The sequence below is a fragment of the Nitrosomonas sp. Nm34 genome, from assembly GCF_900113925.1.
GTDB lineage: Bacteria > Pseudomonadota > Gammaproteobacteria > Burkholderiales > Nitrosomonadaceae > Nitrosomonas.
This window is the reverse complement of sequence record NZ_FORD01000042.1, coordinates 1-22,542: the sequence shown is the minus strand read 5'-3', so window position 1 is coordinate 22,542 and position 22,542 is coordinate 1. Positions and strand designations below refer to the sequence as shown.

At 46.9% G+C, this 22,542-nt stretch carries 20 protein-coding genes; 12 read left to right on the top strand and 8 right to left on the bottom strand.

Features of this window, described 5'->3' with window-relative positions:
• Nucleotides 1-1,419 precede the first annotated feature (1,419 nt).
• The gene (locus BM283_RS13370) at nucleotides 1,420-2,193 is read right to left on the bottom strand and encodes a spherulation-specific family 4 protein (RefSeq protein WP_175492146.1); all 774 of its coding nucleotides are present in this window, start codon (nucleotides 2,191-2,193) and stop codon (nucleotides 1,420-1,422) included.
• 1,797 nt (nucleotides 2,194-3,990) lie between these two features.
• Between BM283_RS13370 and BM283_RS13360 the strand changes: the two genes are divergently transcribed.
• Complete coding sequence (locus BM283_RS13360) at nucleotides 3,991-5,067, top strand: 3-deoxy-7-phosphoheptulonate synthase (RefSeq protein WP_090693938.1); 1,077 nt, start codon at nucleotides 3,991-3,993, stop codon at nucleotides 5,065-5,067.
• 126 nt (nucleotides 5,068-5,193) lie between these two features.
• Here the strand turns inward: BM283_RS13360 and BM283_RS13355 are convergent, their stop codons facing one another.
• Both BM283_RS13355 and BM283_RS13350 read right to left on the bottom strand, forming a co-directional pair.
• Nucleotides 5,194-6,450: an ABC transporter permease gene (locus tag BM283_RS13355; RefSeq protein WP_090693936.1), complete on the bottom strand. Its 1,257-nt coding sequence runs from the start codon at nucleotides 6,448-6,450 to the stop codon at nucleotides 5,194-5,196.
• Nucleotides 6,440-7,180 carry an ABC transporter ATP-binding protein gene (locus tag BM283_RS13350; RefSeq protein ID WP_090693934.1) on the bottom strand — a complete coding sequence of 247 codons (741 nt, stop codon included), beginning with the start codon at nucleotides 7,178-7,180 and terminating at the stop codon, nucleotides 6,440-6,442. The genes BM283_RS13355 and BM283_RS13350 overlap by 11 nt, the downstream gene beginning before the upstream one ends.
• Nucleotides 7,181-7,265: 85 nt before the next feature.
• Between BM283_RS13350 and BM283_RS13345 the strand changes: the two genes are divergently transcribed.
• Nucleotides 7,266-7,907, top strand: a complete 642-nt coding sequence (locus BM283_RS13345) for a DUF3299 domain-containing protein (RefSeq protein WP_217646528.1) — start codon at nucleotides 7,266-7,268, stop codon at nucleotides 7,905-7,907.
• Between the two features lie 12 nt (nucleotides 7,908-7,919).
• On the opposite strand, the gene BM283_RS13340 is transcribed toward BM283_RS13345, so the two are convergent.
• Nucleotides 7,920-8,480: a DUF2796 domain-containing protein gene (locus BM283_RS13340; RefSeq protein WP_175492145.1), complete on the bottom strand. Its 561-nt coding sequence runs from the start codon at nucleotides 8,478-8,480 to the stop codon at nucleotides 7,920-7,922.
• Nucleotides 8,481-8,846: 366 nt separating this feature from the next.
• Here BM283_RS13340 and BM283_RS19530 point away from each other — a divergent pair, with 366 nt between their 5' ends.
• The 7 genes from BM283_RS19530 (at nucleotide 8,847) to BM283_RS13315 (ending at nucleotide 17,306) form a co-directional block, all read left to right on the top strand.
• Entirely contained in the window at nucleotides 8,847-9,584 is a 738-nt protein-coding gene (locus tag BM283_RS19530; protein WP_217646527.1) for a type I restriction-modification system subunit M, read from the top strand.
• Entirely contained in the window at nucleotides 9,563-9,868 is a 306-nt protein-coding gene (locus tag BM283_RS20095; protein ID WP_254776369.1) for an N-6 DNA methylase, read from the top strand. The genes BM283_RS19530 and BM283_RS20095 overlap by 22 nt, the downstream gene beginning before the upstream one ends.
• Nucleotides 9,789-10,415 carry an N-6 DNA methylase gene (locus BM283_RS19520; protein WP_217646526.1) on the top strand — a complete coding sequence of 209 codons (627 nt, stop codon included), beginning with the start codon at nucleotides 9,789-9,791 and terminating at the stop codon, nucleotides 10,413-10,415. The genes BM283_RS20095 and BM283_RS19520 overlap by 80 nt, the downstream gene beginning before the upstream one ends.
• Before the next feature lie 75 nt (nucleotides 10,416-10,490).
• Nucleotides 10,491-11,069, top strand: a complete 579-nt coding sequence (locus tag BM283_RS19515; protein ID WP_217646525.1) for a GIY-YIG nuclease family protein — start codon at nucleotides 10,491-10,493, stop codon at nucleotides 11,067-11,069.
• Nucleotides 11,066-12,166 (top strand): restriction endonuclease subunit S, encoded by a 1,101-nt coding sequence (locus BM283_RS13325; protein WP_090693928.1) that lies wholly within the window; start codon nucleotides 11,066-11,068, stop codon nucleotides 12,164-12,166. Before BM283_RS19515 ends, BM283_RS13325 begins: the two co-directional genes overlap by 4 nt.
• Before the next feature lie 2 nt (nucleotides 12,167-12,168).
• Entirely contained in the window at nucleotides 12,169-15,561 is a 3,393-nt protein-coding gene (locus tag BM283_RS13320) for a DEAD/DEAH box helicase family protein (protein ID WP_090693926.1), read from the top strand.
• A 116-nt stretch (nucleotides 15,562-15,677) separates the two neighbouring features.
• On the top strand, nucleotides 15,678-17,306 hold the full coding sequence (locus BM283_RS13315; RefSeq protein ID WP_090693924.1) for a SagB/ThcOx family dehydrogenase: 1,629 nt from the start codon (nucleotides 15,678-15,680) through the stop codon (nucleotides 17,304-17,306).
• Nucleotides 17,307-17,428: 122 nt separating this feature from the next.
• Here BM283_RS13315 and BM283_RS13310 read toward each other — a convergent pair whose 3' ends face one another.
• The gene (locus BM283_RS13310; protein WP_254776368.1) at nucleotides 17,429-17,830 is read right to left on the bottom strand and encodes a MarR family transcriptional regulator; all 402 of its coding nucleotides are present in this window, start codon (nucleotides 17,828-17,830) and stop codon (nucleotides 17,429-17,431) included.
• A gap of 145 nt (nucleotides 17,831-17,975) precedes the next feature.
• On the opposite strand from BM283_RS13310, the gene BM283_RS13305 reads away from it, so the two are divergent.
• The gene (locus tag BM283_RS13305) at nucleotides 17,976-19,004 is read left to right on the top strand and encodes a fatty acid desaturase family protein (RefSeq protein ID WP_090693922.1); all 1,029 of its coding nucleotides are present in this window, start codon (nucleotides 17,976-17,978) and stop codon (nucleotides 19,002-19,004) included.
• Between the two features lie 241 nt (nucleotides 19,005-19,245).
• Nucleotides 19,246-20,061, top strand: a complete 816-nt coding sequence (locus BM283_RS13300; protein WP_046849780.1) for an SDR family NAD(P)-dependent oxidoreductase — start codon at nucleotides 19,246-19,248, stop codon at nucleotides 20,059-20,061.
• A gap of 27 nt (nucleotides 20,062-20,088) precedes the next feature.
• Here BM283_RS13300 and BM283_RS18935 read toward each other — a convergent pair whose 3' ends face one another.
• The 3 genes from BM283_RS18935 to BM283_RS18930 all read right to left on the bottom strand — a co-directional run bounded on the left by BM283_RS18935 (nucleotide 20,089) and on the right by BM283_RS18930 (nucleotide 21,820).
• Nucleotides 20,089-20,244, bottom strand: a complete 156-nt coding sequence (locus tag BM283_RS18935) for a hypothetical protein (protein WP_175492144.1) — start codon at nucleotides 20,242-20,244, stop codon at nucleotides 20,089-20,091.
• 192 nt (nucleotides 20,245-20,436) lie between these two features.
• Nucleotides 20,437-21,258: a DODA-type extradiol aromatic ring-opening family dioxygenase gene (locus BM283_RS13295; protein WP_090693919.1), complete on the bottom strand. Its 822-nt coding sequence runs from the start codon at nucleotides 21,256-21,258 to the stop codon at nucleotides 20,437-20,439.
• Between the two features lie 412 nt (nucleotides 21,259-21,670).
• Nucleotides 21,671-21,820 (bottom strand): hypothetical protein, encoded by a 150-nt coding sequence (locus BM283_RS18930; protein ID WP_175492143.1) that lies wholly within the window; start codon nucleotides 21,818-21,820, stop codon nucleotides 21,671-21,673.
• 486 nt (nucleotides 21,821-22,306) lie between these two features.
• Between BM283_RS18930 and BM283_RS13290 the strand changes: the two genes are divergently transcribed.
• A partial coding sequence (locus BM283_RS13290) for an IS630 transposase-related protein (RefSeq protein ID WP_090693916.1) occupies nucleotides 22,307-22,542 on the top strand: 236 nt, incomplete at its 3' end.

Below are 22,542 nucleotides of genomic sequence, written 5' to 3'. Positions count from 1 at the left end.
TCGCATAATGACCAATTCAGAATCTAGTTGCTCAGACTCATTTCTCGCTGGAAATACGCACCCACTTCAGACTCATTTCATATTGGAAGAGACTGCGGCTACCATGAGTATAATTACTGGCTTTTGCTATATCTCAAACTTTCTCAACCATTTTCTCATGATAAGGTGCAGCAACTGATTACCAGTGCATCGCATATAATCATAATAGGTACTAACACACCCAATAGCAGATACATCAAGCCAACTGGGCAGGTCTTCTTTTGGGTGAGGAATGAATATTTTATTTAATTTCTTTCACGAAGAAGACCGTTGCCTCTTTTAAGATCTATTTCTCCAGCTTCAGTTATCTGATCTGTACCTTCAAGCTTCGAATTTCTTCCTGTTCTGGCATCAGTTTCCCATTGCCTCGGAACGCATGTTCTTCTTCATCTGCCTGGCATTCTTTGATCTATCATCTGAACATATCGGTATTAATTTCCAGAATTTCCGCCGTTTCCGCTATCGTATAGCTCTGATCCAGAGAGGCTGACTGCATCTAATTTAAATTCCTTTGCTTTTTTATTAGCATTTTTTCCTCCAGCTAAGTCTATTTAGACTCTTTTCTCTTAACTGGAATATCATGGGATATTGAACCACATCATTACACGCTATTCTTACATCAACCCGATAAAACTTCAGCTCAGAAAGTGCCTGGCGAATTGGTAAAGAAGGCAGCCGCTCCTGATTCTAAACTTACCCTCCTTTTACTTCGCATCTAATTTGAGCAAAAGGGGAATACTAACTTTTTCCTTAAATCTATGCTCTTGTTAGTAAGGTTAGACTTCCAATGTGTTGCTGTCTTCATTTATTTTTGATTAAGACGTTGAGTGAGAAATGTAGCTTATAGTAATCCTGCCAAAGAACAAGATTTTTTTCTCATCGAACATTTTCTCAGGGCTATAAGTTACTATTATTAACTTCTATTAAATTAAAGATTAGGAATAATAATAATTAGAAGTCAATTTCTGTATAGTTATAGAAAGGTATTAAATATCAATAATCTGGTTGAAAATTTTAATCTGTATAAAGTGGGAATTTTAACTGGATAATTTGTGGATAAAATTAAAAGATTAACTTTTTTCCTTGTTATGCAAAAACTATACAGAGTTTATTCACAGAGTTTCAGCATTAACCCTAAAAAAGAATTAGTTATTATCGTTTTTTGCTATATTTATCGAGACAAAAGCAACGACTTAATGGATATGATGTTGGTGGCAATAACCGGTCAAGTTAATTTTTAAGTTGATTAATAGCAGAGAGCTATTTGAGTTATTGACAGAAAGAAATCGAACTTTATATACAGGTGCCTGGTAAGAGATGCAGCATGCTTGCGCGGCAAAGTTGGGTTCACCACCACTTTCCCCGTTTTATACACCAGGATTAGTTTATTACGGGTATCATCTCGATTTCTAAATCTCCATATGGCGGAAGGCTGTCGTAAGGATTAGGAAGCTTATCATCTGTAATGTACAGATTTCCAACGAGGTTTTTGTCAGTTTCACTGAACGCCTGTTTCATTTGCAGCCGGGTTGCATTAAATACAATGTGGATAAACCAATCCTTCGGGTAATTATGCTGCCATGCTTCAGGTTGAAAATTTATGTAACTTCTTACGTGACCTTCAAATACTACTAAATTATCGACGACTGGTTTGCTTAAATAAATTTCGTCAGGCACCACGCCAGGGTTTCCTGTTACCGAATAATGGCTGCTTTTATTTTTGATGTAGTTATATATTGTCTCGTAGTACCTGATGTCTTCATCTGTGTCGTCTGCAGTCATCTGATCGATATAAAAGCCATCAATCGTATAGAAGGCAAGATAATTATCAATATCGCTTGCAACATCACTTAGCGGGCGGTCGCCATGATTCGTATGTATGTAGGCAATTATCTTTCCTCCAGAGCCACGAACTTGATCAATAGCCGTAACATAGCTAGGGTCAACATTTGATCCAGGCCCGTTGTTTGGGTTAAGAATGACGGTAGTAGGTACTATTTGGGCTGCTGCAGCTAAGCTACTCCAGTGATTTGGAGTCTGGGGATCTGATGGATGGAAATATGCTGGAATGAAAAGACTGGTCGCATGAACGAGCGTACTGAATGCTATTGACAAATAAACTATTGAAAGCAAAGCAAAGCGTGTTATGCTCATGCCGCATATCTCCTGTAAAGAGGGGTAGGAAAAATAAAGAAAAAAAGTACCCATTCGCTCAAATGAGCGTTTTCTTATTATGTACCGATGCTAAGGTATAACTAATAGCCTAGCAATAATGCAAAAGTATACAGTCTTTATTCGCTATTTAATTGTTCAGTTCAGGTTGACGTTGAATAGTGTGTGTTTAAGGTATTCATATACGTTATGCCAAAAGATAGCTGTTTAAAACAGCTGTGCAGAAAATCGTATTAACAACTCTGTTTTTTTCTTCTTGAAATATGTATGTAAACCAGTTAGCGTCAAAGTACATAGCCTTCATGCCGCGCTTCAGCTAGGCAGGCGAGCATATCTTGGTAAGGATTTAACAAACTGTTGAAAAATTATCTTGGTTGCTGCCCCAGTATTACAAGCAAGCTTAAAATACTCATTTAAAGGATTGGCATGCAACAGGCCGAACCAATGTCATTGGCGCCCTGATCGAAAAGGCGTACCTGACCGTGAGCCTGTTCACAGCCAATATCAACGCCGATATCTTCATGCATGGGTTACGCAGGATTTTTTGTCCCAAATCCCACCCGCTTACATAATCGTCTGGGACAACGCGACGTTTCACAAACGGGCAGACATCAAAACCGTGTTCACCAATGTGGGGACACACTTGAATACCTGTCGTCTTATTCTCCTGACTTTAACCACATTGAACCAAAATGGGCTCATGCCAAAGCTATCAGAAGAAGGGAAGGTTGTTCCGTCGAGCAGCTCTTTGCCGTTTATAAAATTTGACTCATTTTATATGGGATCTGCTATACCACTTCACTAGCAACAATACCGCAGAATTTCGTATTGCGCTTATCATCGCAATTAGATTTAGTGATGAGTAATTATTTCATTCCCAAAGAAGTTTAGTTTATGAATATTTTTTCCTGCTGATTGACAAGAAGAGAAAGAGAAAAAGTAAAACGAACTGATGGTTTACTTGCCGTTGCTGAACAACAACCAACCTATCCTGTCATATAAAAAAATGTAGATGAAAAACGGACTTGATGAAATTGGCGTTATCAGGCGTATTACTCCAGCAACGCTAACAAAACCATTCTTTAATTTACAAATAAGATAAAGGATAGGACAAAATCTTCGCTTCAACCTACAAAACTGTTGATTTTATTATCGGTAAGTCAATAAAGGTAATAAAAAAACGACAATGATTAGTCCTCTCATTATGGTTAATGCTGAAACTTTGTGAATAAACTCTGTATAGTTTTTGCATAACAAGGAAAAAAGTTAATCTTTAAATTTTATCCACAAACTATCCAGTTAAAATTCCCACTTTATACAGATTAAAATTTTCAACCAGGCTATTGATATTTAATATTTTTCTATAACTATACAGAAATTGACTTTTAATTATTATCATTCCTAATCTTTAATTTAATAATCCTTAATCATAATAATTAGTTTCTAACCAGTACCAGCCAAATACGGCCTTAAACGCTTAGTCAAGATCGTACAGACCATTTTTAGTAATAAACTACTTTCTTAGTTGCTGCTAACCATAAGTCCCAGATATATGCACGAATGAGTGCATTATCGATAATGCACTGATATTATTTGCTACAACGCAATATCACTCTCTTTTACTTTTTACTATAAATCTTCCTGACAAGCGGAAAGTAGGTTGCGGCTAGGTTAAAATACCGTCTGTAATTTTTTGCTTGCTGCTGATATTGCGCCTGCAGAAAAATAAATTTTTGATACCAGATTACTCAGCAAATAAATAAAGGAATATTGATAGTTATGAAATTTCAGACCGATGATTTACGCATTATCGGCATGCATGAACTTACCCCGCCGGTGGAATTGCACCGTGAGTACCCTATTACGGAAACAGCAACTGAGATGGTTTACTTAGCGCGCCAAGCCATTCACCGGATTTTGCATGGTGAAGAGGATCGCTTGCTAGTAGTGACAGGCCCTTGCTCCATTCATGATGTAGATGCGGCGCTGGAATATGGTGCTCGCTTGAAACATTTGCGCGAAGTGTTCAAGGATCAACTACATATCGTTATGCGGGTATACTTCGAAAAGCCACGGACCACCATCGGCTGGAAAGGATTAATCAACGACCCTGATCTGGATAACAGCTTTCACATCAATAAGGGTTTGCGCATAGCACGCAAACTACTGCTGGATTTAAATAATCTGGGAATGCCTGCGGCTACGGAATATCTTGATTTGATCAGTCCCCAGTATCTGTCAGATTTGATTAGCTGGGCCGCGATTGGGGCGCGCACCACTGAGAGCCAGGCGCACCGCGAATTGGCATCTGGTGTCTCCTGTCCTATTGGCTTCAAGAATGGCACCTATGGGAATCTAAACATCGCCATCGATGCGATTGGCGCCGCATCTCGTCCGCATCATTTTCTTTCGGTCACCAAAGAAGGGCGTACCGCTATTTTTGCTACAGAGGGGAATGAAGATTGCCACATCATCCTGCGCGGCGGACGCAATACTAATTACGATGCCGCCAGTGTAGCTGCGGCCATTGAAGACTTAACTAAAGCCAAGCTGCCACCTTACCTGATGATCGATTTTAGTCATGCCAACAGTCATAAAGACTACCGACGCCAGCCGGAGGTGAGCGCTAGTGTGGCAGAGCAGATTGCAAGTGGATGTGATGCCATCTGTGGCGTGATGATCGAAAGTCATCTGGTTGAAGGCAATCAAAAAGCAGATGGCAAGAAACGTGAAGAATTAGTCTATGGACAAAGCATTACCGATGGCTGCATCAGCTTCGAGGCAACCGAACAGGTTTTATATCAATTAGCGGAAGCCGTGGAGAAACGCAGAAAAGTGTTAAAAAAGGCCTCATAAGCGAACAGCCGTACCCCATTTCCTAACATAATGGCTGTCCCGCGATAACATGAGTCCAGCAGATTGCGCCTAGGCATGATATAAATAGCGACTTTCACCAGTAAGACTATTGCTTCAGTTCCTTATCTAGCTTTTCATCCCAAGCCCATGGTGCAGGGAGAAGCGGTAGGCACTGAGTGCGGGAATGAGTCCCAGCAGCAAGGTGCCCATAACGATGACTCCCAACATACCGAGCATCTGACTATTGATAGCAAAGTGATTGATGAAAATGCCATAATTATCTGCGAGAAACGGCTGAGCAAAGAAAATCCCTATCACTAACGCAAAAATTGCAGCCATTATTCCGGTTAAGGAAATCAGTAGGGCTTCGGTTTGAATGGTTAGAAACACGAAAAAAGGGCTGGCGCCGATAGCGCGCATAATCGCAATCTCGCGCTGTCTTTCGCGAATCGAGGCAAGCAGCATGGTGCTTAAGCCTAATAACGAGGAAAATAAAACCAGAATAGAGATCAATCTGAGGGTGTTTTCCATCACCTTCATCATTTGCCATAGTTCAGTAAGTGCAATGCCAGGTAAAATGGCCAGCAATGGTTCTTTTTGATAGTGATTGACTTGGCGTTGAACATGAAACGTGGCTATTTTTGATTTAAGACCGACCAGGAAAGCCGTAATACTTTGGGGGGTCAAATCGAGTGCAGCTAGCTCATGAGCAGAAGTTTGCTTACCTGGAATTTTTACGCCATCTTTCCAGTCCAAGTGGATGACCTCCATTCCTTGCAGGCTAATGTATAACGCTTGATCAACGGGTGTCCCGGTCGGCCGTAAAATCCCGGTGACGCGAAAAGGTTTGTCATCATGCTTACTGAAACTGGTATGCCCAAGACCATGCGTTAAGACAATACGCTCATTCAGGCGATAACCGAGTTTTCTGGTGACTTCGGCGCCGAGCACCACATCGAATAGCTGCACAAAAGGGTCGCCTTGCGCAAAGGATAACGATGTATTCTGACCAAAACGAAAGTGCGTAAAATAATCTTGTGTCGTGCCCATTACCCGATAGCCGCGATGGGAGTCACCTAATGAAATCGGAATCGTCCAGGCAACTTTGGGATCGGTGGCAAGCTCACGATAACTTTCCCATGAGATATTATTGGTTGCATTGCCCATGCGGAAAACAGAGTACAGTAACAAATTTAACTGCCCGGTACGGGCGCCCACAATCAAATCGACACCTGAGACTGTTTTGCTGAAACTTTCTTTTGCTTCGTGGCGGATGTGCTCTATCCCGAGCAAAACAAAAGTGCTGATGGCTACCGAAATCAAGGTGAGTAACACGGTATATTTGCGATTGAGCAGGCTATGCCAGGCGACCTTAAGAAACATATTGGTTCCCTCCTGCTAGATTGATTTCTGCCAGATTAACGACATGATGAAAATGAGGTGTCAAGGCTGTGTCATGACTGACAAAAAGTAGCGTATTACCTTGTATTTGGCCGATTGCCATCAGGATTTTTATAAAAGCATCCCGTATATCGCTATCCAAAGCGGAAGTCGGTTCATCCACGATCAAAATCTCCGGAGCATTGATCAGCGCGCGCGCAATGGCGACGCGTTGTTGCTGACCTACACTGAGATTGCTTGCTTTTTTTGTGATCAGTGTGTGATCCAGGCCAAGTGCCTCGAACAGCTGCTTCGCCATTAAATCGAGACCCGTTATATGCTTTTTGCCGAAATGGGCAGCTAATCGGATATTATCCAGCACGCTCAAATAAGGAATGAGATTGAATTGCTGGAACACGATACCAATATGCGCCGCTCTGAAGCGATCCCGTTTATGAGCGGATAATGCTGCGATGTCTTGACCAAGGATTTCGATACGGCCTTGATTGGCGACCAGGATACCAGCCAGCAAATTCAGCAGGGTTGATTTTCCGGAACCAGAGGGTCCTTTAAGAAATACTCGGTCGCCTCTCGCCACTTGCCATGCAGGAATATTCAGCACAGTGGGCTGTCTTTTTCCAGGGTAGGAGAAATGCAAATTGCTAATTTTTATCACGAACGATACTGGGTCTGTGACCCGTGCCGTAGAATTTTCCGGAGAGTCTGAGTACAAGAAAGCCTCCTTGACAGTTTTACTCTAAATCAAATGTACTATATTGTAATATGGCTTTAATTTAATGATGTCTATGCTACTTATTATGAAAACCAGTTTCTTGATCAATAAACCAACTAAATTCATCAGTCTCCTGGCTGTATGGCTCATCGCCTGTTCTCAGAGTGAGCCTGATGTGCATTCAGATGCGGTATCAGGTAATCAAACGCCTGCTCATCAACAAGCAATTAAAGACGCACCTTATCAAACGATCCAATGGACCGATCTGATGCCACAGGATGATCTTGATGCCTTGTTGAATCCGCCGGCTTATCTGGATGAGATAGAAGATGGTTCTGAGGAAGATATGTTAAGCACTCAATTCATGCTGGCGATGGCTCAAGCCAGTGATGATCGCTACATGCAAGCGCTTTCATCCACACGGATCATGCCGGAATTTGATCATCAACGAATAAGATTACCAGGTTTTATCGTACCGCTGGAGTTCGGTGAAAAACAGACTATTACGCGCTTCTTTCTAGTACCGTTTTTCGGCGCATGTATTCATGTGCCCCCGCCCCCGCCTAATCAAATTATTTATGGCATCTTTGAAAAAGGGTTAAAGCTTGAGTCTTTGTATGAGCCAGTGTGGGTGACAGGTCTTTTGAAGACAACGCTGACTGAGAACGATGTCGCCACCTCTGCTTATGCAATAGAAGTCGCGGAAGTGGAAACATACGCTGAATAAGCGGGCAACTGTTTAGTTAACGTTTAGCGTGGGGTGACTTGCCGTCAGGGAAGCAAAACCTTGCTTACCCTGGAAAATCCATTGCGCTTTGATTTCCTGAAGATCGGGAAAAAGCGAAAATAGGTTAACCGAAATGGCTGTTAAATCTTTAGCCTGCTCGCACTGGAACACATAGTTGGCATGGAGATCAGCGTGCTCATGATGTATTTCAGGAGGATGCGGATGATTTTTGTGTGCATGGTTTTTGCTATAAGGCATTTCAATTTCCACATTTTCTAATGAGCATTTAGTGGTTGCAAAATGAAACAGACGATCTGCCGATGCCAATGTTTTCTCTGCTTTTAATAAGGCTGATACTTGTTCCTCATCATTGGGCGCATGTTCGAACCCGACCAAGTTAATTACGGGCGAGTCAAGTTCAATGAATAATGAATTGCCATCGAGCACAATATTCATTACAGCCTCACCATGGACGTGTGCACCATGCGTGAGTGGTGTCCCTGATGAAAAAACAGGGGCACTGTTCCCCAGCAAGATCAATAGCCAGCTGACTAAGCCTTGTTTGATTACCATCACCATCACTCTCCTTCTGCAAACTTTTTCCAGCATGGACATTTGCTCATTATTTTAATAGATCGTTTCAGTAAACTATTTCAAATTTACCGTTTAGCCTGAGCCTGTCGAAGAATCGTGGCAACTATCGATATGGCCACCGGAAACCATACCCTGAGCACGTATCAGGAAGCAATCAAACACTGCTGAATAATACGCTATCCGATCCTGGCAGTAATAGCTTAATCGGAACGTACCCAATTACCCTTGGCACGCCAGAATTTTGCACATTAAGACCTTTTTACCAAGAGAAAAGATGGAATACGAAAGGTATAATCATTTTCCTGCATAAAGTTTAGCGAGACATTCAATAAATGAAGGAAAACAATGATCACTGGTGAAGTCAAATCCAAAGTCGACCGCATCTGGGACACGATGTGGTCCGGCGGCATTTCCAACCCGCTGTCCGTGATCGAGCAGTTGACCTATCTGCTGTTCATCAAACGGCTGGATGAGCTGCATACCTTGAAGGAGCGCAAGGCGGTGCGACTTGGCAAACCGCTCGAACAGCCCATTTTTACAGCCGAACAGGACAAGCTGCGCTGGTCGCGCTTCAAGAACACCGCGCCCGAGCAAATGTTTATCACGGTGCGCGACGAGGTTTTTCCGTTTATCAAGACGTTGGGGCAAAAGGGCGAGGCCGACGGTGAAGGTGGCAGTACCTACACTCACCACATGAAAGATGCTCTGTTCATGATGCCTACTCCACGAGTACTGGCTAACGTGGTCGACCAGCTCGACGCCATCCACATGACTGACCAGGATACCAAGGGTGACCTGTACGAATACATGCTCAGTAAGATCGCCAGCGCCGGCCAGAACGGCCAGTTTCGCACCCCACGCCACATCATCAAGCTGATGGTGGAAATGACTGCGCCGACGCCGAAGGACATCATCTGCGATCCGGCCTGCGGCTCGGCAGGCTTCCTGATCGCCGCTTCAGAATACCTGATCACCACCACAGCAACGCTATCTATCAGGACGAAGCGGCCCGCCGCCGTTTCAACGACCATACCTTCCACGGCTATGATTTCGACAGCACTATGCTGCGCATCGGCAGCATGAACATGTTGCTGCATGGTATAGAAAACCCGGATATCCGCTACCGCGACTCCCTGGCTGAGGCGAACATGCAGGATGCCGAGAAATATACCCTGATCCTCGCCAACCCACCCTTTGCTGGCAGCCTCGATTTCGAATCCACCGCCAAGGATTTGCAACAAATCGTCAAAACCAAAAAAAACCGAGTTGCTGTTCCTCGCGCTCTTTTTGCGCCTGCTGCAAAGCGGTGGCCGCGCGGCCGTCATCGTGCCAGACGGCGTACTGTTCGGCTCCAGCACCGCACATAAAACCCTGCGCAAGCTACTGGTGGAAGAACAGAAACTCGATGCCATCATCTCCATGCCCTCTGGTGTATTCAAACCTTATGCCGGCGTCAGCACGGCCATCCTGCTATTCACCAAAACCAACTCCGGCGGCACCGATTATGTCTGGTTCTACGATTTGCAAGCCGACGGCTATTCACTCGACGACAAGCGCACGCCCCAGCCGGACAAGAGCGACCTGCCCGACATCCTCGCCCGCTGGCAAAACCGCGCAGCCGAAAGCGAACGCAAGCGCACCGACCCAAGCTTCCTGGTACCCAAGGCTGAAATTGCCGCCAACGACTACGACCTGTCCATTAATCGCTACAAAGAAGTAGCCTACGCAGCGGTGGAGCATGAACTGCCTCAGGTTATTCTCGAACGGCTGGCGAGGTTAGAAACGGAAATTGCTGAGGGTAGGAAAGAATTGGAGGAATTGTTGGCTTTGGATTCGGCTGCGACTTCGATTTCGGCCCCGACTTCGGCTTCGACTCCGCTCAGCCAACGCCAACGTCAATCCTCCGCACCCTGAGCGGAGTCGAAGGGAGCGGCTTGCCCTGAGCGTAGCCGAAGGGAGCCGAAGGAAATTGAATAAGGAAAAATACCCATGCCATACATGTATATTCTAAAATGCGCTGACGGCAGCTACTACACCGGCAGCACCTGGAATCTGGAAAAAAGGCTGGCTGAACACCAAAGCGGTCTAGGGGCTAAGCACACGATCAAACGATTGCCTGTTAAACTCGTTTATTGTGAAGAATGTGAACGAATAGAAGATGCTTTCCGCCGTGAAAAACAGGTGCAGGGCTGGAGTAGAAAAAAGAAAGAGGCCTTAATCATGGGAGATACCAACGCATTACTTCGGCTGGCTGAGTGTCGGAATGATACGCATTGTGCTGGTTTTGGTTTTGATATCGGCTTCGATTCCCTTCGACTCCACTCAGGGCAGGCCGCTCCCTTCGACTATGGTGTCGGCTTCGACATTGGCGTCGGCTTCGACTCCGCTCAGCCAACGCCAACGTCTACGCCTATGCCTATGCCTTCGCCAGCGTCAACGCAAACCCCAACCCCAACCCCAACCCCAACCCCAACCGAAAACTCAACACCCACTCCACTCTCCCGCGCCCTGAGCGGAGCCGAAGGGAGCGGAGCCGAGGAGGTTAATATGAATGGATTGCTGAGATGACCTGGGGTTCAATAACTCTTGGCGATATTGCTGTCCATGGCGGAGGCTCAGTTGACCCAAGGAAATTTCCATCAGAAGTCTTTGAGCTTTACAGCATTCCTGCATTCGATCAGGGCACTCCAGAAACTGTTCCTGGGTCAGAAATCGGATCAGCTAAAAAACTGGTACAGCCTGACGATGTTATGGTTTCGCGAATAGTTCCACATATTCGAAGGGCATGGGTCGTCGGGCCTAAGAACAGCTATCGTCAAATTGCATCAGGAGAATGGATAGTTTTCAGGAGTGACAAGGTATGGCCCCAGTATCTTCGTTGGATTTTGGTAGGGGATATGTTTCATGCCGCTTTTATGCAAACTGTTTCTGGGGTTGGTGGATCCCTTTTAAGGGCACGACCTGCTGAAGTCTTTAAAATTAAAATTCCTGTTCCACCTCTCGCCGAACAAAAACGCATCGCAGCCATTCTGAATGCTGCGGACACTTTGCGGATCAAGCGCCACGAATCCCTCCGCCAGCTCGATATTCTGCTGCAATCCACCTTCCTCCACATGTTTGGCGACCCCGTTACCAATCCGAAGGGATTCATACGTTGTAATCTAGGGAATATATTTTCTTTCAGGACTGGAAAGCTAGATTCAAATGCTGCCATTAAAGGAGGACAATATCCCTTCTTTACCTGTTCACGCGAAACTTTCTCGATTGATGAATTTGCCTTTGATTGCGAAGCGCTTCTTTTATCTGGTAACAATGCTAATGCGGATTATTCTGTGAAGTACTTCAAGGGTAAATTCAACGCATATCAAAGAACATACGTTATCACTGTAGATGAAAAAAAACTTAACTATGAATATTCTAGATTGGCCCTGGAATTTCTCTTGGCAGATCTAAAACACTTCTCAAAAGGCTCGAATACAAAATATTTAACGATGGTCATTTTAAATAAGATGCCGATTCTTTTGCCACCCCTCGATCTCCAACACCACTTCGCTACCATCGTCGAATCTGTCGAAAAACAAAAAACCCGCCTACGCGCCCACCTGACCGAGCTGGATGCGTTATTCGCCTCCCTGCAAGCACGCGCCTTTAACGGTGAGCTGTAACCATGAGCAATTTCGCCTTCCTGACCGCCGAATTCTATGACATCGCCGCATCTGCAAGCCGAGCGGAAGGCCACATCCAAGGTGATCCGCGTGCAGCCTGCTTTCATGCCCGCTTCACGCTGGAGGCAGTTGTACACTGGCTCTACCGTTTTGAGCCCAGCCTGCGCCTACCCTACGACAATAGCCTGGGAGCTTTGCTGCATGAGCCGAGTTTTCAGAATCTATTGCCACAAGCAGTCTTCCAGAAGGCGCGAGTGATCCAGAAGATGGGCAACCAGGCGGTACACAGCGCGCGCCCGGTACGCGAGCTGGATGCCCTACTCGTGGTCAAGGAATTACATCATATTTGTTACTGGCTGGTGCGTACCTATGCTCCCGATGCCTTGCCGACTGATGTGACATGGCAAGATGACAGAGTACCAAAGTCCATGAATACTGCCGAGGTGGTGCCGCGCAAGGAGCTGGAGGCGCTGGCACACAAGCTGGCCGAGCAGCATCACGTTGTATGGAAGCAACAGCAGGAGCGCGACGCGCTCGATGCCGAACTGCAAGCACTGCGTGCGCAATTGGCCGAGATCCGCGCCAAGAGCGAAGCCGTGCCCGATACCCATGACTATTCAGAAAGCGAGACCCGCCACTATCTGATCGATGTCGATTTGCGTCGCGCCGGTTGGCCGCTTGAGCAAGCGCGTGACCGTGAATACAAGGTTAGCAGCATGCCCAATCACCAAGGTGTAGGTTATGTGGATTACGTGCTGTGGGGCGAGGATGGTAAACCGCTGGCGCTGGTAGAGGCCAAGAAGACGACCGTCGATCCGGCCGCTGGCAAGCAACAGGCCAAACTCTACGCGGATTGTTCAGCGGCCATACACGGCCAGCGGCCGGTGATCTTCACCACCAACGGCTATGAAATCTGGCTGTGGGATGACGTCTTCTATCCGCCCCGCCGCGTGGCCGGTTTCTACCAACAGGACGAATTGGCCCGGCTGGTGCTGCGCCGCACTCAGCGGCAGGCATTGGATGTGGCTGTGGTCAAGGACAGCATTGCCGGACGCTATTACCAAAAACGCGCTATTAGCAGTATTTTTGTGCAGTTAACGCAGGCGCGGCGCAAAGCGCTGCTGGTGATGGCGACCGGCACCGGTAAAACCCGCACGGCGATTGCGCTGGTGGATGCGCTGCAACGCGCAGGCTGGGTGAAGCGAGTGTTGTTTCTGGCCGACCGGGTATCGCTGGTGAAGCAAACCGTCAATGCTTTCAAGACGCATCTGCCCGAGTCCAGTCCGGTGAATCTGGTCACTGAGAAAGAAACCGAAGGGCGGGTATATGTCTGTACTTATCCCACCATGATGGGGTTGATCGACCAAAATAATAGCGGCGTTGCCCGTTTCGGCGTCGGCCATTTCGACCTGGTGATCATCGACGAGGCGCACCGCTCGGTCTACCAGAAATATGGCGCGATCTTCCGCTACTTCGATTCATTGCTGGTGGGGCTGACCGCCACGCCACGTGAAGAGGTGGACAAGAACACCTATGATCTGTTCGAACTGGAGCCCGGCGTGCCAACCGATGCGTATGAGCTGGAAACCGCGGTCGCTGACGGGTTTCTCGTACCACCCCGGGTACAGCAGGTGGAACTCAAATTTCCGCGCGAGGGTATCGATTACAGCGCGCTGAGCGAGGAGGAAAAAGCCCAATGGGAAAGCCTGGACTGGGGCGATGAGCTCAATGAGCAAGGACTGCCCGAACGGGTGAATGCCGCCGCCATCAACAACTGGCTGTTTAACCAGGATACGGTGGACAAAGTGCTCCAACATCTGATGAAACACGGTCATAAGGTCGAGGGCTGCGACCGGCTTGCCAAGACCATTATCTTTGCCCGTAATCACGAGCATGCCCAATTCATCGAAGCGCGCTTCAATCATCATTATCCGCACCATGCATGGCACTTCGCCCGCGTCATCGACAACTACGCCAAATATGCGCAAAGTCTGATCGATGATTTCTCGCTCAAGGACAAAGCACCTCATATCGCGATCTCGGTGGATATGCTCGATACCGGCATCGATGTGCCTGAAGTGGCGAACCTGGTTTTTTTCAAGCCGGTGTATTCGAAGATCAAATTCTGGCAGATGATCGGCCGCGGTACGCGGCTGTGCCCGGGGTTGTTCGCACCGGACGAAGATAAGCAGGATTTTCGCGTGTTCGATTTTTGCTTTAACTTCGACTTTTTCCATGAACATCCGCAAGGTATTGAAACCAGTAGCAGCGCTCCGCTAAGCACCCGGTTGTTTCGTGCGCGGGTGCAATTACTCGGCCACCTGCAGCCATCTTCCGAACTGGACCCGGATGCCAGGCTCAGCCATGCACTTATTGCTGGGCTTTACAGCGAGGTTGCTGCGATGAACCGCGAGAATTTCATCGTGCGCATGCATCTGGCAGCGGTGGAGCGCTTCCAGCAGCGCGCCGCATGGAACACACTGAGCGATGCCGATCGCGCAACCCTACAGCGCGAGATCGCAGGACTGCCAAGCATGCTCGAAACTGATGACATCGAATCACGTCTGTTCGACCTTACTGTGCTGCAAATGCAGTTGGCCTTGGCAGAAGCGGATGCTAGCACGTTCGAGCGCCATCGCCAGCGGGTAGTGGAAATTGCTATGCTGCTGGAAGAAAAAGCCGCTATCCCGGCAGTACAAGCTCAGTTGGCCTATCTCGCTGCGATGCAGGAAACAGCTTTCTGGGAAGGCATCCATCTGGCGGAGCTGGAAGAAATGCGCTTGCGTCTGCGTGTACTGGTGCCCTTTCTCGAAAAGAAGACACGCAAGATCGTCTACACCAATTTTAAAGACGAGGTGCTGGCCATACGCGACAGTGTATTCATCGCCATGCCGAAGATGACAGGTACGCAGTATGAGAAAAAGGTCAAGGAATACCTCCGTAATCATTTGGACCACCTCGTGATTCATCGGCTACGCAGCAATCAGCCGTTAACAGAGACTGATTTGCAAGGTTTGGAGCAGACCCTGACCGAAATTGGCGAGGAGGATGGGCAAACGCTGCTCGATGGTTTACTGGCGCGCAGCGGTGCCCCCTCGTTAACCTGGTTTGTTCGCAGCCTGGTCGGTATGGACCGCACCGCCGCACAAAGTGCATTCGCTCGCTTTCTGTCGGATCGCAGCTTCACCCCACAACAGATCCGTTTCATTGAAATGGTGATTGACCAGCTTACGGCACGCGGTGTGATGACGGCGTCTGCTCTATATGAACCACCATTCAGCAATCTGCATGCCGGCGGCCCTGATGCGCTGTTTGATGGCAAGGAGAAGGTGATCGAGGACATCTTTAATACCCTGAATTTAGTCGATTCCAGCCTGAGTTCGCGAACAGCTTGATTGCGGCCGCCAACGAAACTTGATGCAGCGAAAAACGATAGAGATCAAAATAGAGGTCAATCCGGGAAAATGGAGGTCAGCAAGCACAGCGAAATACAATTTTGAGAGTGAATCCTATGAATAACAACGCATTATCCACCATTATCGCCTATCACGAAGCCAGTAAACACCGTTTAGATGGCTATGCCCCGGGACCCGGCAACCTGGACTGGGCCAATCAACCTGATCCGTTCCGCCGTTATGCGGGGACGCAACTCTGTAAGTTGCCTTTATGCGCTACTCCGGTGCAGATTTCTTTTAGCGAGGTGCGCAGTGGTCGGCGGCAAACACTGGCAGCGATCAATCTGGCCAATTTGGCGACGCTGCTGGAGCTGAGTCTTGGTTTGTCTGCTTGGAAAGAATACGGGGGCTCACGCTGGGCATTGCGCTGCAATCCTTCCAGCGGAAATTTGCATCCCACTGAGGGCTATGTGCTTGCCGCTGCACGCGATGGCCTTGCAAGTGGTGTGCATCACTATGTCAGCTACGACCATACTCTGGAACGGCGCGCTGAGGCAGATTCCGATTGGGGCAGCGAGTTTGCTGACGGCTTTGTGCTGATTCTTACTTCTATTTATTGGCGCGAAGCCTGGAAGTACGGCCTGCGCGCCTACCGCTATTGTCAACACGACTGCGGCCATGCCCTGGCAGCGGTCAGCTATGCCGCTGCCACGCTTGGCTGGCGTGCCCAAGTATTGGAGAAGTGGTATGATGCGCCGCTTGCTGCGCTAACGGGTGTCGCGCACACAGGAGAGTTTGCAGAGCATGAAAGCGAAGCGGTAGATGTGGCGCTCTGGATTGGCTGCGGAAATGTACCCAGGTCACTGGATACGGCTCAGACAGCTGCAGCCCTGGCCAGCGGATTAAATTTTGTCGGGCAGGCCAACCATCTCAGCGCTAGGCATGTCCATTGGGCAGGCATCGATGCGGTGCATCTGGCTGCTGAACGGCCTGTTCCTCATTCCTCATCGTTGACTTTGTCAACGCAGTGGCCACCCCTGGCAGTGATCGATTGTTTGCAGAATGCAGATGCCTTGATTCGTCAGCGCCGAAGCGCGGTGGGTTTCGATGGCACTACTGCCATGTCGGCAGAACGCTGGTTCACAATGCTAGATGCGCTGCTGCCTCGTCCCCGACTACCACCGTGGGAAATCTGGCAGCGGTTACCACGAGTACATCTGATCCTGTTCGTACATCGTGTGATAGGTGTGGCGCCCGGTGTCTACCTGTTTCTGCGCGATAAATCTGTCATGTCCACGTTACGCCAAGCGATACGCGAAGATGCCGACTGGGCCGAAGTGCCCGGCGCACCTCGGCATCTTGGCTTGTTTCGATTATTCGCTGGTGATGTCCGAGACGCGGCGCGCCTGATCAGTTGTCACCAGGACATCGCTGCTGATAGCTGCTTTTCGCTGGGCATGCTGGCTGAATTGGAAACTGCGTTAAACGAAGGAGCCTGGCATTACCGCGAACTGTTTCATGAAGCCGGTATGATCGGCCAGGTGCTCTACCTGGAAGCGGAAGCCGCAGGCCTGCGAGGCACGGGCATTGGTTGCTATTTCGATGACGTGCTGCATTCCATGCTCGGCTTATCAGGCCATGCATGGCAATCGCTCTATCACTTCACTATCGGCGGCGCTCTGGACGATCCGCGCTTACGGACGTTACCGCCTTATGCGCATCTTAGCGGCAGGAAGAAATATTAAGAAAATGAGCCATTATCCGGAAGCAGTTAAAGCAAAATAAAAATTCATCCCTATAACTTGTCTGAACGAGCAACTGTTCATGTATCTGAGCATCACTACGTCATTGGCACAGCTTCATCTGCTTATGTGTCGCCTTGTTGAGATGTTGGCGCAGGGAATGTCTCAAATACTGAAATGGAATAATCCAGGAAAAGCTCAATTTTTTGCACTAGATCGACGGACATTGTAATCCGCCTGGAACGGAGATCATCCGGATTGATATGTTCAATGAGTAAGCCGTGATCGATTGCAATCTGAACATATTTGATAGCGGTACGCTGGCTGACGTTTGGCATCAACTGATACAGCTCAGATTTATGAAAAGTATCATCGAGTCTTAGCCACATTTGTGTAAAAAGGTCATAGTAGTTTAAATCGTGGAAGAGCTTGTCCCCGAGGGCATCCATCCAATATTGATCCGTACTGTTAAGTAGTTGAATGACTTGGCGTCGTCTTGCGTTCGTCTGCTTCTCAGATTTGAACATTTATTTTCATACCTTTCCTCTGGCGTTTGCAGAATTTGCATTTGGATTGTTAGAAATATTATACAGCTTTATTACATGTAAATTTGCATGTATAATTGCCACATTCATGTCGGATAAAAAGCAACTGCAAAAGGAGAATTAAGCCATGATTAATACATTCGAAAAAAACTGGTTTCGCTATAAGGGCGGCCTACGGGCAACTATCTTAGCATTGCTTTATTGCCAGCTAACTTATTTTGGCGGGATCGCATTAATCTTGTCCCTGAATCCGGCGCTCATGATAACCGGCACGCTCGCAATGGCTCATGGCATGGTCATAGCCGCCTATATGATTCACGAATGTGGGCACAACGCCGTATTCAAATCACCGCATCACAATGCATGGTTGGGAAGCGCATTAAATTGGCTTACCGGCGGCTGCTATGGAACCTATGATGATTTGCGTGCGAATCACATGAAACATCACGTAGACAATGTTGATGCCGTGACCTTCGACTACCGAAGCTATCTTGCACGCCATCCGACCCAATTTAAAATTGTGAAGGCATTGGAATGGTTATACATACCAGCTGTAGAGCTTCTCATGCATACTGTGCTCATGTTCGCTCCATTCCTTTTTAAGGAAAAAGAAGATCAACAGCTGCGGGTAATGGGCATCATCGTGGTGCGATTCGGTCTGCTACTGGGAGTATTCCTATACTCACCTTTTGCTTATGTCTGTTATCTCCTGGCTTATGCCATCTTTTTGACGGTTTTGCGCTTCATGGATGCGCTTCAGCATAATTATGAATACATTGTGGCAGTGGATAGCAACTTCCATCTGATAAAGAACAAAGGCGACCGGAACTATGAGCAGTCTCATACTTTTAGCAATCCGATTTCCATTAATCACCCCTGGCTAAATCTTGTTACACTTAACTTTGGTTATCACAATGCCCATCACGCGAAGCCTACGACTCCTTGGCACGAATTGCCAAAATTGCATAAGTCGCGGTATGCCAACGAAGCAACTTCTGTTATTCCGTTTCGCCAACAACTATTGAGCTTCCATAAGAACAGAATAGCGCGCGTGATAGGTGATGATAGCGAAACGCGAAGTAACGAGTTTGCACAACGCCTTCAGAATGGCTCTGCGGTAGGCTCGAATGGCGTATCTTTCCTGACCTCCTTCTAAACCAAATAATGCCAGTGTTGCCTGCCCAGGTATCATGCCAGAAAATTCAGAGGCAAGTTTACCCATTTCAACCAATAGATTCTCATGTAAGGTATCGCAATGCAGCCCTTACTTATTTTATCCACGAGGACAGCTACGCATGCTAATGTTTATAAATAAATCGTGAAGCTTGATGAGTTTTTGATTGCTTTTTGGTTATTAACCCTTTATTTTTTCAAGTTTTACAACATTACATCAAATCATGACACAACGTGTTGCATTGGTCACTGGCGCATCCAGCGGTATTGGCAGAGCGACAGCTGAGCTTCTTGCCAAAAATGATTATTATGTATTCGCTATGGCACGGCGCAGTTACAGGCTGGAACAGATCCGTTCGGATAACATCGAACCCATCTGTCTGGATGTGACCGATGCCGAAGCTATCCAAGAAGCAGTCAACCATGCGCTGGCAAGCAAAGGCAGGATTGATTTGCTCGTGAACAATGCGGGCTATGGCCAGTTGGGTGCGATCGAATGCGTTTCCATGGAAGCGGCTCATCAGCAATTTGAAGTCAATGTTTTCGGTTATGCCCGTTTTATCCAGGCAGTCGTGCCCCATATGCGCGCGCAGAAGTCCGGCTGTATCATCAATATCACTTCCATCCTGGGCAAAATCTCCATTCCAGGTTTCGGCTGGTATGCTGCTTCCAAGCATGCTGTGGAAGCATTATCGGAAACTTTGCGTGGCGAAGTCATGAAATTTGGTATCAAGGTGGTGCTGATTGCGCCCGGCCTGATCAAAACCGAATTTGCTGCCAAGGAGCTTAAATTGCTCAAAACGGTTGCCCATCCGCCTGCTTATCTAAAACTGCTTACTGCGCTTCCGCGGCTTCTGGCTGGCGAACCTCAAGCCCCAGGGCCGGAAATTATCGCAAAAGCAGTCCTCGATGCAGCGACCGCATCGTTTCCTCCTATACGGCATGCGCTCCCTGCAGAATCCAAAACTGCGGTGGTATCGAGATGGCTGCTGGGTGGCCGTATTTTTGACTGGGCAGTCCGCCTGAAGATGAGAATCTGAGGATCGATGCGTAATATTCAAGCTTTGTTAGCGTGAAAGAGCAGGATGACCCTGATCAGATTCAGTTAGATCTTCATGCTCGGTAACAGGAAAATGATAATAAACTGCGTTCAGGTAATGAGTGACCTCTTTGATCTCATCCTCATTCCAGCCAAGATGCATGTTGCTCTGCCAGCGCGCCACCTCTGCCTACAAGGCACGCCAGTCTGTCGCTATTTTCTTCTCACGCCAATGAATTTTGGTATTGTGGCAATTAATACGGTGTGTCAAATAAAGCAGTTCGCCGCGGGTTTCGCTTGATCCTGCTTGTGCATAAGCCTGGGGGCAACACTGCCAATCCCAGCAGATATATCAATACAACCCAAATTTTCTTTTCTATTGCCATAGCAAGCTCGTAACCCTTTTGCCCATGATTTCCTGGTTAAACACCACTTCGGCTATTGGCGTGCCGGCACAAGCGACGCCGTAGCAAACATGTAACGGCACTAGATGATCTTCTATTGGATGGCAAAATCGAGCAGACGGCGCTTTTTCCCACTCAATTAATTGCTGTTCGCGTTTTTCAGGTGAAAGAGCCTGACTGGTACATGTTTCAATTAACCAGCTATCAAATTCATTGTTTTCTTTATTGTTATCAATTTCTCGCGAGAAAAATACTTTTAAATTATGAAACGACATACCTGAGCCGATAATCAAGATGTTTTTCTTCCGTAAAGGAGTGATGGCTTTCCCTAGAGCAATATGCTTGCGAGGGTCCAAATTCTTGAATAGCGATAACTGGAAGCAGGGTATCTGCGCCTCCGGATACATCAGCTTGAGCGGCACAAATAAACCATGATCAAACCCCCGCTGTCCATCAAGTCTTGCGGGAATGCCACTTGCTGTTATCAGTTCAAACACTTCTTTGGCTAGCTGTGGATGGCCAGGTGTAGCGTATTTGATTTGATAAGCTTCAGCAGGAAACCCGTAGTAATCGTAGATTATTCCAGGATGACTGCCACTTGTTATGGTCGCTATCTCTTCCTCCCAGTGGGCGCTAATAACCAGAATCGCTGACGGCGTACCCAGTCTGCTGGTAATCTCTTTCAGAAAAGAAACCATCTTTTCATGTGCTTTATCACCTAGAATGGGCAAGGGCCCACCTCCATGTGGTAAATACAAAATCGATGAAAGTGTTTCGGATGCTGGGCTAGCCATATAAAATTCCTGGTGGTAAAGATGCTCAAGCAAGCCTGGTTAATGCGTTGCGGTGGCGTATTTATTCATCAGCAACGGATCAAACCAATCTACTTTTATTGCTCTACAATGTTAACGGACGCTAACTCAGCGGGCAATAATGCCTCTGCATACACTTTTTATCTCTTGGCACAAAACAGGGTCTATTGTTGAAAGAATTAACTGGAATGAGTAATTTATTTCCAAAGCTTATAAGATTATTGTGAGGACTGGGAAAGTGGAGAGTGTTTGCGGATCTGATTACGATAACGATATCAGATCCTGACCTCAATTAAGACACTAATAACAAAAAACCGCCCTTATCGGGCGGTTAGAATATTTTGATCATCATATTTGTGTCATATTAGAGTGGATGGAATGGATAGGTTTAGCGCTAGCCTTTGGATTGTTTCCCATCAGCTTTATCTGGCATAGAATCACGTTCCATCATTGCGCTTGGTGGATACTGTCCTGGTTTGGGTTCCATACAAGCAGTTAAGGAAGATGCAGCTAAAAGTACAGCTAATATGAGTGAGAGTTTCATTTTTGTAGTCTCCTATAATTATAGAAAAAATATAAAATTAAATAGATCTTCTAAAATATATAACACCACATACTTTTTCATTATCGAAAAAGTTATAATATAATTACCATGGTCACAACACATTGTCAAGAAAAAAATTAAATATTGTACAGAGCTACTTACGCCCGATTGATTCAATATTTTTAATAGGATATCTAATTGAAAATATTAGAAAAATTGATATCGCTTTGATCGCTGTTTGAACATCCTAATGATGGTGAGTGTGTGCTACTCAATCTCAGTCTAATGTTTTTACTTTCCTAAAACAGTAGGATTTCTGGCTAAATCTGAATCCGGTTCAGATCAAATATAGTGCCTAAATTGAGCACCGTTTCATGTGCAATCAATTCTTATTTCATTTCTCAATCAAAACGGATTTTGTCGGCTTCACCTTGCCGTAGTATTTATACTATAGCATGTCTCCTATAAATTGATTATAATTTACAGATGACCTATCCGATATCATTTCGCTGTAAAGTATTATCCGTTCGGGAGAAGGAAAACCTCTCAATCGCGCAAGTGGCCAAGCGTTTTGGTGTAGGGGTAGCCAGCGTGATGCGTTGGATCAAAACTCCCGATCCCAAGACCACCCGCAACAAACCTGCCACCAAGATCAACATGGAAATGTTGGCGCAGGACATCAAGAATTATCCGGACGCGTATCAGTACGAGCGCGCCAAACG